The following is a 14,833-nucleotide window of genomic DNA, read 5'->3' as shown; positions in this document are numbered from 1 at the left end:
AGTTGAAATTATTGACTTTAAACACTCACAGCTGGTTAGAAGAACAACCGGATGCTAAGTTAGATGCGCTTATCGAAACCATACTAGCCAATCAATTTGATGTGATTGCTTTCCAAGAAGTAAACCAATCCATTGCTGAGTCCGTTATAGATGTATCGAACCACTTTGCTTATCAAGCTGCTGACCCGACTATTCAAATCAAACGAAACAATTTTGCTTTCATTGTGCAGCAAAAATTGGAACAAGCCGGATTACGGTATGTCTGGACTTGGCAGCCGGCTCATATTGGTTATGATATTTATGATGAAGGATTAGCATTTTTGAGTCTTTACCCCATCCAAGAAATCAAAACCTTTTATGCTTCCAAAAGCAAAGCATATGAGAATTATAAAACGCGTCCTGTGTTGGGCGTTCAAATTGAAGGCAGTTGGTATTTCAACCTCCATTTAGGTTGGTGGGAAGATGATAATGATTCATTTAAAGACCAATGGTCAAAATGCTCTGCTGTTTTCGATTCTTTACCAGGACCCATTTATTTAATGGGTGATTTCAATAACCCTGCTCAAGTTAATAATGAAGGATATGAGCTGGTGAGCCAAAAATGGTTTGATACTTTTTACTTGGCTGCAAAACGAGATACAGGATATACCATTGAAAAAAATATTGACGGATGGTCTGAAAATAATGAACAATTAAGAATTGATTTTATTTTTACAAACCAACCTATCGACATTCTTATCTCTGAAGTCTTCTTTAATGGACTAAATAGTCCAATCGTTTCTGATCATTATGGCGTCAGTATAGAATTGGCAAAAGAAAAAGCCCCTATTTATAGCGGGTCTGAATAACAAAAAATCCCTTAACTCATCTAAAATATGAGTTAAGGGATTTTCAATTACTTTTCTTCTTTTTTTGCTGGATCATTTGATTTATAACTGTCAATAGCACACCTAAAAAAGTGGTTGCCATTCCAGCTTTTAAGAAAGGTGTTTGATAAGTAAAGGTGATTTTTGATTCACCTTTACTTAAAGGAATACCGACAAAACCTTCGTTCACTCGAATCGTATCGACTGATTTCCCATTCACTTCAGCTTGCCAGCCGCTTGTAAAAGGGATCGTTGTCGTTAAGACACTGTCTTTTTCTTGGTAAACCGTTCCTTTGATCTCTTCATTTTTGAAAGTAGTGATCGTTAACGTATTTTCCTTTTTAGCCTTGACTCGTTGTTGATAAGCATCATCTAATGGCAGGGTTAATACTTGGACGTTTGCTAAATCATAATTGCCGACTCGATCGAACTGCAAACTGATCGGTTGGTCTTTTTGCCCGCTTGCCTGATATCCTAAATGAAACAGCATCTTCTTACGTGGCAAATAAGAACTAAAACTCAATAAATCTGATTGGTAAATACTTTTTCGTTGATTCCCCATTTTTAGTACAGCAGTATAATTGATTGGCGTTCTGCCCCATGTTTTGGACTGGATTGGTTCAAAATGCAATCCTTCTAAATACGCAAAGACGGCTGTTTGATCTATTTCATTCGGGTCTTTAACCGTAATATTCACTTTTCCACTCGGGTCTTTGACTACAATGTGTTGTCCTTTTAATTCAATTTTAGTTTTATTATCTGAAGAGATTTCAATCGGCAAAGATTTCACTCCAAATCTCCCATCAAATAACTCTAATTTCTCTGTACGTACTTCTTTTGCGTTTACCACAGTTCCATAAGATAAAAAGGCTTCTTTTTCAACGGGGTTCAATTCTTCAAAATCAGATTCAGGTAAATAAACTGATTCTGCATAAGCAAAAGGATAAGCTAAACTGGTTTCTGCTACGATAAAGGAGCGGTCTTTCGTTTCTTTTTTAGCTGTAACATGATAACCATAAGGCAAGTATTTTTCATTTTTTTCTTCTGTCACAATCGCTTGCACGTTCAAGAAATGATTCATGATGCTGCGGTCATCAAACCCATTTCTAACAGGTTGAATCAATTGAAACTGTCCATTTTCTAATTGTCGAGCAAAATTAGCTACTTGACCATTTGTAATCGACAGATAAGAAGTTAATCCCATTTTTTCTAAGAGGATCAATTGGTTTTTAATTTTTCTGTCTTGTGAAGTAACTCCTATTCGATAAATGTCTTTGTCATGTTCTTGAATCAATTTTTCTGCGCCGCCAAAAGTAGCTGAATAGGCCTCGTCTGCTGTGCCATAGTCAAGTAAGGTCTCCATTGTATTTTTTCCCCAAGGATAATAGTACCCCATTGCATTATAAGCTAAATTTCCCATGATCAATGCTAGTAATAAAAAGGAAAGGCCTTGCTTATCGAACGGCTGCAACGTTTGTCTTTGCCGTTTGATGGAAATGGTGAATAAGACACCCCACATTGCCCAAGCAAAGAGCAGCGGAGCCAGATACGTGAAGCGATAACCTGTTACTCGAATAGAAATCCCAGTGACTAAAGTAAAGAAAAGCAGCGAAGCAACCATCGCCATTAAGTCACGCTTCATTAACTGGAATCGTTGATTATACAAATAGGCCGCTCCCCAAGCTAAGAAAAACGGCAGTGCAAACGTCCAACGATTGTATGGACCGGAAAAGCCGTTCATGATCGAGCCAAATGCTGGGAACAACAACATACATCCAAAGATAAATAATAAGCTAGCAATAAAACTGAATTTTTTCTTATGTCGGATAATATAAGGAATGACTAGCACGACAAAAGTCGAATAGCCAAGCGCAGTCCATAAATAACTACCAGGAATAAAAAGATTTCGAATCAAAGCCACATAATATTCTGCCGGGTAGACCCATAACCCTTGCGCAAATTTACTGGAAGCTTCTCTGGAAGACTGCAAAAATCCCCAAACGACTGGAAAAAACACGATACCAGAAAGTAAGATGCCAATAGCATAAGAATAAACAGCGGTCCAAATGAAAGGAAGAATCTTTTTGATTTCTTTTCTGCCATACAAATGAAAATACCGTACTAATGCATAAAGAAAAATCAAAACAGTCAACATATAAAAAAAGTAAAAATTACTAAACGCTCCAAGAAAGATACTGCCTATAAAAAGAGTATTTGACTGATGGTGTAAAATGCGTTCCATTCCTAAACACAACAACGGAAATAAAATCATCGGCAACAGAAAAAAAGGATGCCGTGTAGCACTCAATACCACATAATAAGTAAAAGTATAAATAAGTGAACCAACCAAAGCCCCAGGTAGATCAACTTCCATTTTTCGGCAAAATACTAAAAAAGAACCGCCTATTGCATACATCCGTAATAAAATCAAAACATGAAATGCCAGTTCCGTTTGGCTGGCAGGGAACAATAATCCTAAATAAACAAAAGGGTCACCAATAACATAGTACCCGTATGAACCGATGACATCCGCCCCTAAACCAATACTCCAGTCCCATTGTTCTATGCCTGCTGAAGGATGATGCAAGAAGTTACGAATGATTTCTAAGTATTCTTTGAAGATCAAATAATGTTGGCTAAATCCGTCGCTTTCCCAGATAAACGACTTCTGCACAATAAAAAAATAACCATAAATCAAGGCCACCATAATGATAAACAAAAATGTATAACAGGAGATAGGATAAGCACGTCTCTTTTTGTTAAAGGCATTCATGGCGTCCCTTCCTTTCTATTTAAAAATAAACCATTTACTGAAGAAGTAATTCAATACCACTACAATAAACTGTGTTGCCAACTTGGCTAGATTCGAGTCTAATTCAAGCCCGCCTACCAAAATCCACATACTTAGCATATCGAACCCAGCTGAAACCAAGCGAAAACTGCAAAACAGAAGGAATTCTTTCAACCAAGCTTGCGCCGTTAAGGTTTCAGATTTAAAGACGTATTTTTTATTTGTAAAAAAAGCAAATAGAATAGATAGCACAATAGAAATCGCATTTGCAATTAGATATTGAACACCTAATAAAGAATTAAATACAAAAAATACCACCACATTGACTAACGTTGTCAGTCCTCCAAATACTAGATAATTGATTATTTCTTCATTCTTTTGATAAAGTTTTTTTAATGTTGACATTTTTTTAACTTGCACCACTTTCATCTCTATTCGATTTTTGTTGTTTTTCCTCTTCTTCTGAATATTCTTGGATAAAATATAGGGGCCGTTCTTTTGTTTCAATAAATACTCGTCCTAAATATTCGCCGATCACACCCAATGAAATCAATTGAATACCGCCAAGAAATAAAATCCCCGCAATAACAGAAGCATAGCCTGCTGTTTCAGTTCCAAAAGCCAAAGTTTTTATTAGTTCAAATATTAAATACGCAAATGCAAATAACGAAATAACGAAACCGACGATAGACCATATTTTCAAAGGAATTGTGCTATACGAAGTAATTCCATCCAAAGCCAATTTAACCAACTCTGAGAACTTCCATTTGCTTTCACCAGCCGCTCTAGGTTCAGCCACATAAGCAATCTCTTTCTTTTTAAACCCAATCCAGCCGTACATTCCTTTTGTATAGCGTTCTTGCTCCCGCAAAGTTGTCAGCGCCTGGATACATTTTTTGTCTAATAATCGGAAGTCGCCTGCTTGCGGGTAAACTTTTTCTTTGGCTACCTTTTGTAAAAGTTGATAATATACTCTGGAAGCCCATTTTTTAAACCATTTTTCGCCTTCTCTGGCTTTTCGGATAGCATATACATCATCGTAACCAGCTTCCCACCATTCTAACATTTCGCCAAATAATTCAGGAGGCTGTTGCAAATCAGCATCAATAATGATTGCTGCATCACCTTGAATGTGGTCGAAGCCGGCTAACATAGCAATTTCTTTACCAAAATTACGTGATAAATCGATATACTGCACTCGCTGATCGTGTTTTTTAAATTGTTTAAGTTTGTCCAAGGTTCCATCAGAACTGCCGTCATTTACAAATAGAAAATTAAACTCATAATTCAGTAAAGCTGCACAAACAGCTGTCAGTCTTTCATACATCTGATCAATAATCGCTTCTTCATTATAGGCAGGAATTAGTATTGTAATATTTTTCATCTCATCCAACCTTTCACTGGTTAATCAAATCTCTAAAAATCATTTGAATTATTCTTAGTATAACCTGTAAAAAAACAGTCGTCTATTCTATTTACTTGCTTATCTATTTTTTAGATAGGATCCCTAAAAAAGACAAACCTTGAATCTATCTTTCTAGGTCGAATTATTTGTTAAACTGGCTCTAGCTACACTACTGCCTGTTTTTTTAGCTTTTATTGTGAAATAGATACCTATTAGCTACTGCAGAACAACAGCAAAAATTGTGAGCTGCTTGCTCTTTCAACATTTCTTTTCTATATTTTTTATAAAACTCCAATCTTAAAAAATAAAGGGCCGAGACTAAGTCTCAACCCTCTTTTTTATTGCTTAATGTTTTTTCTTAAAGGTAATATTTTTTGATAACTGACAACTCATCATCTAACTCATAAACAAGGGGTTGTCCAGTCGGTATTTCTAATTCCATGATATCTTCGTCAGAAATTTCTTCAATGTATTTTGCCAAAGCACGCAAAGAATTCCCGTGAGCAGCTACTAAAACAGTTTTCCCATCTAGTACAGCCGGTGCAATTTGATCTTCCCAAAACGGAATAACTCTTGCCAATGTCGTTTTCAAGTCTTCTCCCATTGGAACGACACGCTTTTGCAGATTAGCGTAACGACGATCATTTAAAGCTGAATTAGGATCATCAGGTTTTAGTAAAGGAGGTAACGTATCATATGACCGACGCCAAAGTTGAACTTGTTCGATCCCATATTTGTCAGCCGTCGCTTTTTTATTGAGGCCTTGCAAAGCTCCATAGTGACGTTCGTTTAAACGCCAAGTTTTGATTTCCGGCACCCAAAGCTGATCAGAATCTTCTAAAACGATATGGCAGGTTTTAATGGCACGTTTCAAAACAGATGTAAACGCCATATCCAACTCAATCCCTGCTTCTTTCAATTTCTGTCCTGCTTCATGAGCTTCTTTCAATCCTGCATCACTTAGATTCACATCAACCCAACCAGTAAATTGGTTTAACGCATTCCATTCGCTTTGCCCGTGACGCACAAATACAATTCTTCTCACATTTATCCCTACTCTCACTATTTAGTCTCCATATTTATTGTACACCTTGTATGGAATCAAATGCACATAAAATGATTGGTAGAGTTAAGGAACCTTCCCAAACCAATAAAAGGCTTCAGAGTTTAATTTTTTGTTTTTTTTAAGTACCTGCAAACCATTTGACATTTCTTAATGAACATTGTAAGCTTCAGGTAACGAAAGTTTACGTTTGTAAACAAAAATATTTTTTTGTAATTAAGGAGGAATTCAGATGTCTGATAAAAAACAACATGCGCCTCATTCTGGTCACGACAAACACCAGTCTATGGAACACATGGATCATAGCAAGATGGACCATAGTAAGATGGATCATGGTTCGATGGATCATTCGATGCATATGGGAAACTTAAAACAGAAATTTTTTATTTCTTTGATTTTGGCCATTCCGATTATTTTGCTTTCGCCAATGATGGGCGTTGCCTTGCCTTTTCAATTTTCATTTAATGGTTCGGATTGGGTCGTTTTAGTCTTAGCTTCTATTTTATTCTTTTACGGCGGAATGCCTTTCTTACAAGGTGCCAAGATGGAGCTTCAAGGAAAAAACCCAGCGATGATGACCTTGATTTCTTTAGGAATTTCGGTTTCTTATTTCTACAGTGTTTATGCATTCATTGCTAATAACCTCCTTCACACTCAAAATCACGTGATGGATTTCTTCTGGGAGCTGGCTACCCTTATTTTAATTATGCTGCTTGGGCATTGGATTGAAATGAATGCTGTCAGCAATGCCGGCAATGCTCTGCAGAAGATGGCTGAATTATTGCCTGGAACAGCCAATGTACTTGATGAAGAAGGAAATACTGTTGAAGTTGCCTTAAAAGAAGTTCATGTTGGAGACAAAATCGTTGTAAAAGCCGGCGGAAAAATTCCGACTGATGGAATTATTATTAATGGACAAACAACTGTTAACGAATCCATGGTCACTGGGGAAGCAAAAGCTGTTACAAAAAAAGAGCAAGACAAAGTCATCGGAGGTTCCATCAACGGATCAGGAACCATTTCCATCGATGTGACCGGAACAGGTGAATCCGGCTACTTGTCGCAAGTCATGGCACTCGTTAGCAGCGCTCAACAAGAAAAATCAAAAGTAGAGTCACTCTCAGATAAAGTTGCTAAACTGCTTTTCTATGTAGCTTTAGCTGTTGGTATTTTAGCTTTTATTATCTGGCTAATGGTTTCAAAAGATGTGAACATTGCTTTAGAACGGATGGTCACGGTCTTTATTATTGCTTGTCCACATGCCCTTGGTTTAGCTATTCCGCTAGCAACAGCCCGGTCTACTTCTTTAGGCGCTCAAAATGGGTTACTCGTCAAAAACAGACAAGCTTTAGAAGTTGCCAAAAAAGTGGATGTCGTTATGATGGACAAAACTGGAACCTTAACAGAGGGCAATTTTACAGTCTCAGCCTTTAAATCTTTTTCAACGGACTATACTGAAAATGACGTTTTGGAATACATGGGAGCATTAGAAAAAGACTCCAGTCATCCCCTTTCCATTGGAGTGCTAAAAAAATTGGAAGAATTAAACTTAACCACTCCTGCAGCAACAGACACTTCAACCATTCCGGGTGTGGGAATCGAAGGAACCATTGACAACCAAATGGTTAAGATCGTCAGCGTCGCTTATTTAACTAAAAAAGGTATCTCTTACGATCAGCAACTTTTTTCTGAATTGTCCACTAAAGGCAATTCGGTTAGTTTCTTACTGGTCAATGAGAAAAATATCGGCTTAGTTGCGCAAGGCGATCAAATTAAGCCCGAAGCCAAAACCATGATCCAAGCCTTAAAAGCTCAAAACATCAAACCGGTCATGTTAACTGGCGACAATCAACAAGCAGCTGCTGCCGTTGCTCAACAACTCGGAATTGATGATGTCCATGCAGAATTACTGCCTGAAGACAAAGAAAAACTCGTTAAGGAATACAAAAATAACGGTTTAGTTGTCATGATGGTCGGAGACGGGGTCAATGATGCTCCAAGCCTAGTCAGAGCGAATGTCGGTGTTGCGATTGGGGCCGGAACCGACGTAGCCGTAGATTCAGCCGATGTGATCCTGGTCAAAAGCGATCCGGCAGATATTCTCCATTTCTTATCCTTAGCTAAAAATACTTCTAAAAAAATGGTTCAAAATTTATGGTGGGGAGCTGGCTACAACATCATTGCAATTCCTTTAGCAGCAGGAGCGCTGGCTTTTGCGGGAATTCTCTTAAGCCCTGCAGTAGGCGCCATTATCATGTCCTTTAGTACAGTGATCGTAGCCGTAAACGCTATGCTGTTGAAAATCAACTAAAAGAAAACCTGTTTAAACCAAGACAGTTAAAAATGACCCCTTTCTCCTGAATAAAACAGGAAAAAGAGGTCATTTTTTGCTAATACCAGGAATTTTATTGGTTCAGTCGAAAATTGGCAGGGGATGACATACTTTATCGTATTCAAAAAAAATTTGCGTGCCTTAAGTGATAGCATCTCTCACACTTAGAGCACGCAAAACAGATTTCCCTGCCTTAACAATTGGTATTTAAGCGGCTTAGGGCAGGTAAAAGGAGTTTACCTGCCCTAACACTAGAGAGTTAAACGACTCAGGGCACGCAAAAGAGTTTATGACCTTATCAATGGAAATCCAAGAAACTTAAGGTCCTTAAAAGGGTTGGAACACCCTACCGTCTATGTTTTATGTTTATTTCACCTATCATTATGTCAAAAAAGATAGCGTGAAGAATATTCTTATTCATACCTTTATTCTATCCTCCGTGGAACAGTTAAAGAACCAAGCTTCTTTTCGTTAATTTTTTTATAATACCCTATTCTGTTAAAAACCTCCAACAATCGGTCTGAAAACCGCTGCTGGAGGTTTTTTAGTCTAATGTGTGATTTCAACCAAAAAAAAAGCTAAGCATAAATCGACGTTAAGTCGTTGGCAATGGTTGGGTAAGTCAAGATCAACTGTGCTACATCCTCTGCTTGTGTTTTTTGATCGATCAAGATACTCAAGAAATTGATTAAATCGTCTGCTCTTTTATTGATGCAAGTTGCACCGACTAATAATCCTGTTTTACGTTCTGTAATGACTTTGATTTTCGAAACGGGTTCGTTCACCCGATGGTAGCTGAACCAAGACGTTGCATCAATATCCGAAATGTCATAATCCTCTTCTTGTTCAGATGCTTTTGCAGCGGTTATTCCAGTTTGTGCTAATTTAGGGCTGGAAAAGATGGTGGTTGGAATACTTGGATAAGCAATTTTTTCTGTTGTTTCCCCTGTCAAATATTGAACCAAATAACTTCCTTCAAAAGTAGAAACCGGGGTCAATTTGGCTTGGGATTTTGACAATACATCACCGCAAGCAAAAATAGCCGCATTGCTGGTTTGCAAATACGCATTGACTTGGATGCCTTTTTTATCAAATGATACTCCCGCTTTTTCTAAATTTAACTCGTCTATATTTGGTACCCGGCCAGTTGAACAAAATACTAGATCAGTGGTCAGTTCAAACTCTTTTTCATCTGTTAAAATGAAAGAATCAGCTTTTTTCTCAATTTTTTTAATGTCGATGTTGAAATGAAATGTTATGCCTTTTGTTTCCAATTGATGTACGATTTCTTTTACATAATCTGCATCAAAAGCTTTCAGCGGACGATCGTTGTGATGAATCAAATGAACTTCAGCTCCTGCAGCATTGGCGATAGCTGCCAATTCAAAAGCAATATACCCGCCACCGACAAAAGTAAGGGTTGCAGGCATTTCAGGTAAAGATAAAAAATCATTACTGGTTAAAAAGTGCTCTTTTCCTTCAATCGGTAAAATAGAGGGTTTAGCACCCGTAGCAATAACAAAGCGTTCCGCTGTCAATTTATCTCCATTTACTTGAAGTGTTTTTTCATCCGTAAACTGAGCACTGCCCGCATAGGTTTCTACCCCTGCTGACTGCAAACTTTCATGGCTAGTTTTGGGCACTGGCTTGGTAAACGTTTCTTTAAATGTCATTAGTTCAGGCCAATTGACTTGAGGAGTAACAGAAAAGCCTTTACCGGCTAATTGAGTGACTGCATCTTTAGCTTCTACAGCGGAGACTAATACTTTTTTAGGGTCACAACCACGATTGGGACAAGTACCGCCCCATAAGTCATTTTCTACGACAGCTACCTTTTTTCCAGCTGCTGCCAGCCCATTTGCTACCGCTGTTCCGCCAACACCGCTGCCGATAATCACTACATCAAATGTTTTTTCCATCTGAAAAAACCTCCCTTTCAACTACGTTTTACCATAGTCTGTCTGAATTTTCCAACAACTGAACTTATCTGGCTACAAATAAGGAAGCGTTTTATTTATTTGTTTAAACAACCATCATCTTCTACACTAAAGAAGCTGAACATGTTAAACTCATGATAAGACTATTTTAGGGGGATGTTGCTGATGACAGAAAAAACGCTTGTATTAGTGAAACCAGATGCGGTGGAACGCAATTTGATTGGAAATATTTTAACAGAATATGAAAGAAACGGTTTGAAAATCATTGACTTGAAACTGTTGCAAGCTTCTTCAGCAATGGCAGAAAAACATTATGCAGAGCATGAAGGAAAACCATTCTTCGATAGATTAGTTGCTTATCTTACAAGAAGTCCATTAGCTGCCCTTGTTTTAGAAGGCGAAAATGCAGTTGAACGAGTTCGGGCACTGAATGGAACAACAGATCCAGAAAAATCTGGGGATAATACCATTCGTGCACTTTATGGGCTTAGTTTATCTGAAAATACAGTTCATGCTTCTGATTCACCAGAAAGCGCCGAGAGAGAACGGTCCATTTGGTTCGCTTAAAAAACCTCCTCTCAATAAAAAAATAGGTTCACCGAAGCTTAAGCTTGGCGAATCTATTTTTTTATCTATTTGAGAACTTAATATAGTTGAATGGAACCACCATCAACCATTAGTGTTTGCCCAGTCATAAAGCTGCTCATATCACTTGCTAAGAAAACAGCAACTTGACCAATATCCTTTTGTGGATCTCCCAAACGTTTAAGAGGAATTTGATTAGCCATTGCAGTGTATTCATCAGGAAAATTTTCTTTCCAGCTTTTCACGCCTTCCGTTTCTGCAATTGGGGAAATAAGGTTTACACGGATGCCTTCTGGTGCCCATTCATTTGCAATGACACGAGACAGACCACGAATAGCTTCTTTACTTGCTGCATAAGAGGCTTGTGTTTCCATTCCCTTCATAGCCGAACCTGAACCAAAGTTGATTACTGCGCCTTTCGTTGCTTTTAAATCTTCATAACAAGCCCGCATTAAGAATAATGTTGCTAAAAAACCAGTTTTAAAGGATAACTCGAACATCTCATTTGTCGTTTCCATAAAAGCAGCTTGTCGAGATGCATGCGCATTATTGATTAAAACATCAATTTTGCCGAATTTCTTAACCACTGTCTCTCTTATTTCTTTTGCACTCTCTTCTAGTGAAATATCTTTATTTAAAAATATTGCCTCAACACCCATATCTTCTAATTCATTAACAAGTTCTGTTCCTTTTTCTTCATTCAAATCGACAATTGCAATATTGGCGCCTTCTGCAGCTAATGCTCTTGACATACCTGCTCCAATACCGCCCGCACCGCCTGTAATAATGGCGACCTTCTTCTCTAGTAACATGTAAATTTCCACCCTTCTATTCATTAAAAGCTTATTTATAGTTTAATGTTAAACTATTGAAAAGTAAACTAAAAGAAATTAAACTTAACTTACTAGAATAAATAGAGGGAGGAAACGTATAATGCATCAAAATATGGAATTGCTCTATTCAGTCAATCAGTATACACAAACTGTTATGAAAAAATGGACAGCTGCCTTTCCTTACCCTATTAGTATCTCAGCGTTGTTAGTCCTAGGTGAATTAAAAACAAAAGGACAGCAAAAACAAGTTACACTGGCTAAGTTTTTAAAAGTAACACCAGGAGCAATGACTAATATAGCCAATATGATTGTGCAGGAAAAATATGCTGAGCGCGTTTATGATGAAAAGGACCGGCGTATTACACGGTTAGTCATTACAGAACAAGGAAAAGAACTAGTAGAAGCTGCACGGACCACTGAAGCCAAGGTCAACACTGATTTACTTAAAGTTCTTTCACAAAAAGAAAAAGAGACTTTTTTAGAGCTTTTTCGAAAAATTAACGAATAATAATTAGTGCCTATTACCAAAAAAATTACAGTTTTCATAAAATAAAATTTAAAGGAGATGCTTATGAAAATCGGTTATGCTTGCTTGACCCTAGGAGTCTACAATACAAATTTTAAAACCTGTACACTTAAAACCGCAACACAAGAAAACCTGTTAAACATTACCGCACACAATCTAGAAACATTAGATAGAATTCTAGATTACAACATTAAAATGGGCATTAAACTTTTTAGAATCAGTTCAGATATCATTCCATTTGGTTCGAGTCCTGTTAATGATCTTCCTTGGGATGAGATTTTCCAAGAAAAGTTTCAAATGATTGGTGAAAAACTAAAAGCTGAGAACATTAGAGTGTCGATGCACCCTGGTCAATACACTGTCTTAAACTCAGCCAACACAGAAGTTATGAAAAGAGCGATAGAAGATTTAAATTACCATAATCGGTTTTTAACTGCATTGGGAACAGAGAAATCCAGTAAAATCATTTTGCATATCGGCGGTATATACGGTGATAAAACAGCAGCCATTGCGAGATTTGGAAAAAACTACCAACTCTTGAATCAGAGAGTTAAAGATAGACTGGTCATTGAAAACGATGATAAATCTTACAACATAGGCGATGTATTACAAATAGGGACAACTAACCATATTCCTGTAGTCTATGACAACTTGCATAACCAGGTGCTGCCGTTTGACGTATCAAAAGACGATAACTACTTTATCACTTTAGCAAACCAGACTTGGCAAGCTGATGACGGTCGGCAAAAAATTCATTACTCTCAAGGTGCACCTTTAAAAAGAGCAGGCAGTCATTCTAAAACAATCGACTTAGAAGTATTCAACGAATTTTTAAAAGGTATTCCCAATGTGGATATTATGCTTGAAGTAAAGGATAAAAATCTTTCTGCTGTTAAAGCTAATAATCTGATTGCCTATAATAAAAACATAAACAATCTGGAAAAAGAATGGGCTCGCTATAAATACAATATTCTGGAACACGACCCAAATCGTTACAAAGAGATTCGCAACTTATTAAAAGACAAAGCAGGTTACCCGGTGGTAGAGTTTTATGCACTTATTGACCAAGCGCTTACTATAGAGCCAAGCCAAGGACATCAGCTGAATGCTGCATCTCATGTATGGGGTTATTTTAAAGACCAAGCAATAGAATCAGAAAAGAAAAAATACCTTTCTTATATTGAGTCATTTAAAAAAGGAACGTATTCCATCAACGCTGTAAAAGGTCTCTTATTAAAAATGGCTGAAAAATACGACAATGAGTATCTATTGAACAGTTACTACTTTTATTTTTAACTACACAACCTAAAAAAGCTTGCAAATATTCGAAACAATACTTGTAAGCTTTTTGTTTATTATTCTTATTCTAAGATTAATACATATAACTAATTTTTAAAACTGTGTTTTATCACCATAGCTAGAACGGTATACCCCATTCACTCCAGCTGTTTGTCCAATCTCACTCAATTTTCTAATCAAGCTTTCCTGTTCTTTACTAAAGGTTAATTTTTGATGGCAGCCAGTAAAATAAATAAAATTAACAAGACGATTAATAAGAGGAACATTTTCTTTAGACTCTTCCAACTTCGTGTACACTTTTAATAAAACTTCTTTAATATCTTCCATATTGGGTTGATCGAGACTATTATGCAGGTCATGTACGAGTGGTTTAGATTCATTTTTCATTTACAACTCTCACCTCTTTTTTAAAATCCATTTTACAACTAATTGGCTTAACATAAATAACAAAAACAACTTAGATAAGCCCATTCATTATGAAGTCATTATTCGGATTATGTAAAACAACATGTTAGAGCAAAGTATTAACGAAGGGCTGCTTTTATCCTTCTTGGACGAACAGATTATTTTTTAATCCTCAATGTCTGCTTTGCCTTCCTCTCGAATTTTTTGTAGATCAGCAAGCATTTGATCAATGGTTTCTTTGGGATGTTGCTCCCAATTTGCAAGTTCAGCAACGACTTTCAATGGAGAAGAAGAGCGATAAGAGCGCGTTGGGTTGCCAGGAAACCGCTTATCGGTCAAATTAGGATCATTCTCAAAAGTGCCGGTTGGTTCTACTAAATAGATCCGCTCTTTTCTCGCTCCTTGTGCCAATTCTGCGCCCCATTTTGCCGCATCAAGTGTAGCAGTAAAATAAATATAGTTTGAGATCCGATCTCCTTCAAAATTTGATTTGTTTTTCGGTTCAAGCATGTCCCCTAATTCTAAAGCTGCTTTTGTGCCGTGAAAAAAAGGTCCCTGATCTAATGCGTTTTTTTTTGTCTCCATACTTATCATCCTTTCTAACCCTGTATTCTTTTAAAAAGATACAGAATATTTGATTAAAATAAAACTTAATGCTAAATAAAAACTGGAACGATTGAAAAAACTCGTCTCTTCAGTTTTTATTCTTTACACATTAATAAGCTAACTTCTTTTAGCTAATTCTTGTTTATACAGTTGCATAAGTTTATTTTTGTATTCGCTGTACTCAT

13 protein-coding genes are annotated in these 14,833 nt (G+C 37.0%); 5 read left to right on the top strand and 8 right to left on the bottom strand.

All coding sequences use genetic code 11. The annotated features are described in order from the left end of the window. The first annotated feature begins 2 nt into the window (after positions 1-2). Positions 3-848 (top strand): endonuclease/exonuclease/phosphatase family protein, encoded by an 846-nt coding sequence (locus BR87_RS10770; protein WP_051929840.1) that lies wholly within the window; start codon positions 3-5, stop codon positions 846-848. A gap of 43 nt (positions 849-891) precedes the next feature. Here the strand turns inward: BR87_RS10770 and BR87_RS10765 are convergent, their stop codons facing one another. The 4 genes from BR87_RS10765 to gpmA form a co-directional block, all read right to left on the bottom strand. Further along, positions 892-3,639 carry a YfhO family protein gene (locus BR87_RS10765; RefSeq protein ID WP_051929838.1) on the bottom strand — a complete coding sequence of 916 codons (2,748 nt, stop codon included), beginning with the start codon at positions 3,637-3,639 and terminating at the stop codon, positions 892-894. Between the two features lie 15 nt (positions 3,640-3,654). Then, a complete protein-coding gene (locus tag BR87_RS10760; RefSeq protein ID WP_035033188.1) occupies positions 3,655-4,062 on the bottom strand; it encodes a GtrA family protein in 408 nt (135 codons plus the stop codon). 4 nt (positions 4,063-4,066) lie between these two features. Further along, positions 4,067-5,041 carry a glycosyltransferase family 2 protein gene (locus tag BR87_RS10755; RefSeq protein ID WP_035032024.1) on the bottom strand — a complete coding sequence of 325 codons (975 nt, stop codon included), beginning with the start codon at positions 5,039-5,041 and terminating at the stop codon, positions 4,067-4,069. 379 nt (positions 5,042-5,420) lie between these two features. Further along, positions 5,421-6,107: a 2,3-diphosphoglycerate-dependent phosphoglycerate mutase gene (gene gpmA / locus BR87_RS10750; RefSeq protein ID WP_035033185.1), complete on the bottom strand. Its 687-nt coding sequence runs from the start codon at positions 6,105-6,107 to the stop codon at positions 5,421-5,423. Positions 6,108-6,357: 250 nt separating this feature from the next. Between gpmA and BR87_RS10745 the strand changes: the two genes are divergently transcribed. After that, positions 6,358-8,436 carry a heavy metal translocating P-type ATPase gene (locus BR87_RS10745; protein ID WP_035032021.1) on the top strand — a complete coding sequence of 693 codons (2,079 nt, stop codon included), beginning with the start codon at positions 6,358-6,360 and terminating at the stop codon, positions 8,434-8,436. Between the two features lie 599 nt (positions 8,437-9,035). Here the strand turns inward: BR87_RS10745 and BR87_RS10740 are convergent. Further along, on the bottom strand, positions 9,036-10,376 hold the full coding sequence (locus BR87_RS10740; protein ID WP_035032018.1) for a dihydrolipoyl dehydrogenase family protein: 1,341 nt from the start codon (positions 10,374-10,376) through the stop codon (positions 9,036-9,038). Between the two features lie 183 nt (positions 10,377-10,559). On the opposite strand from BR87_RS10740, the gene ndk reads away from it, so the two are divergent. Further along, a complete protein-coding gene (gene ndk / locus BR87_RS10735) occupies positions 10,560-10,961 on the top strand; it encodes a nucleoside-diphosphate kinase (RefSeq protein ID WP_035032015.1) in 402 nt (133 codons plus the stop codon). Positions 10,962-11,038: 77 nt separating this feature from the next. Here ndk and BR87_RS10730 read toward each other — a convergent pair whose 3' ends face one another. Beyond that, positions 11,039-11,791 (bottom strand): SDR family NAD(P)-dependent oxidoreductase, encoded by a 753-nt coding sequence (locus BR87_RS10730; RefSeq protein ID WP_035032012.1) that lies wholly within the window; start codon positions 11,789-11,791, stop codon positions 11,039-11,041. A gap of 121 nt (positions 11,792-11,912) precedes the next feature. Here BR87_RS10730 and BR87_RS10725 point away from each other — a divergent pair, with 121 nt between their 5' ends. Further along, a complete protein-coding gene (locus tag BR87_RS10725; protein ID WP_051929836.1) occupies positions 11,913-12,320 on the top strand; it encodes a MarR family winged helix-turn-helix transcriptional regulator in 408 nt (135 codons plus the stop codon). A 63-nt stretch (positions 12,321-12,383) separates the two neighbouring features. Further along, a complete protein-coding gene (gene uvsE, locus BR87_RS10720; protein WP_035032009.1) occupies positions 12,384-13,634 on the top strand; it encodes a UV DNA damage repair endonuclease UvsE in 1,251 nt (416 codons plus the stop codon). A 96-nt stretch (positions 13,635-13,730) separates the two neighbouring features. On the opposite strand, the gene BR87_RS10715 is transcribed toward uvsE, so the two are convergent. Both BR87_RS10715 and arr read right to left on the bottom strand, forming a co-directional pair. Next, entirely contained in the window at positions 13,731-14,024 is a 294-nt protein-coding gene (locus BR87_RS10715; protein WP_035032006.1) for a bacteriocin immunity protein, read from the bottom strand. A 183-nt stretch (positions 14,025-14,207) separates the two neighbouring features. Beyond that, on the bottom strand, positions 14,208-14,627 hold the full coding sequence (gene arr / locus BR87_RS10710) for an NAD(+)--rifampin ADP-ribosyltransferase (protein WP_035032004.1): 420 nt from the start codon (positions 14,625-14,627) through the stop codon (positions 14,208-14,210). Between the last annotated feature and the right edge of the window lie 206 nt (positions 14,628-14,833).

This window comes from Carnobacterium mobile DSM 4848, assembly GCF_000744825.1.
GTDB lineage: Bacteria > Bacillota > Bacilli > Lactobacillales > Carnobacteriaceae > Carnobacterium_A > Carnobacterium_A mobile.
This window is presented reverse-complemented; position numbering and strand designations above follow the sequence as displayed.

Coding starts and splice junctions, on each gene's coding strand:
- BR87_RS10760 (WP_035033188.1), bottom strand. CDS start 4,062: ATGTCAACATTAAAAAAACTTTATCAAAAGAATGAAGAAATAATCAAT.
- BR87_RS10745 (WP_035032021.1), top strand. CDS start 6,358: ATGTCTGATAAAAAACAACATGCGCCTCATTCTGGTCACGACAAACAC.
- BR87_RS10765 (WP_051929838.1), bottom strand. CDS start 3,639: ATGAATGCCTTTAACAAAAAGAGACGTGCTTATCCTATCTCCTGTTAT.
- BR87_RS10715 (WP_035032006.1), bottom strand. CDS start 14,024: ATGAAAAATGAATCTAAACCACTCGTACATGACCTGCATAATAGTCTC.
- BR87_RS10725 (WP_051929836.1), top strand. CDS start 11,913: ATGCATCAAAATATGGAATTGCTCTATTCAGTCAATCAGTATACACAA.
- BR87_RS10755 (WP_035032024.1), bottom strand. CDS start 5,041: ATGAAAAATATTACAATACTAATTCCTGCCTATAATGAAGAAGCGATT.
- ndk (WP_035032015.1), top strand. CDS start 10,560: ATGACAGAAAAAACGCTTGTATTAGTGAAACCAGATGCGGTGGAACGC.
- BR87_RS10740 (WP_035032018.1), bottom strand. CDS start 10,376: ATGGAAAAAACATTTGATGTAGTGATTATCGGCAGCGGTGTTGGCGGA.
- BR87_RS10730 (WP_035032012.1), bottom strand. CDS start 11,791: ATGTTACTAGAGAAGAAGGTCGCCATTATTACAGGCGGTGCGGGCGGT.
- arr (WP_035032004.1), bottom strand. CDS start 14,627: ATGGAGACAAAAAAAAACGCATTAGATCAGGGACCTTTTTTTCACGGC.
- uvsE (WP_035032009.1), top strand. CDS start 12,384: ATGAAAATCGGTTATGCTTGCTTGACCCTAGGAGTCTACAATACAAAT.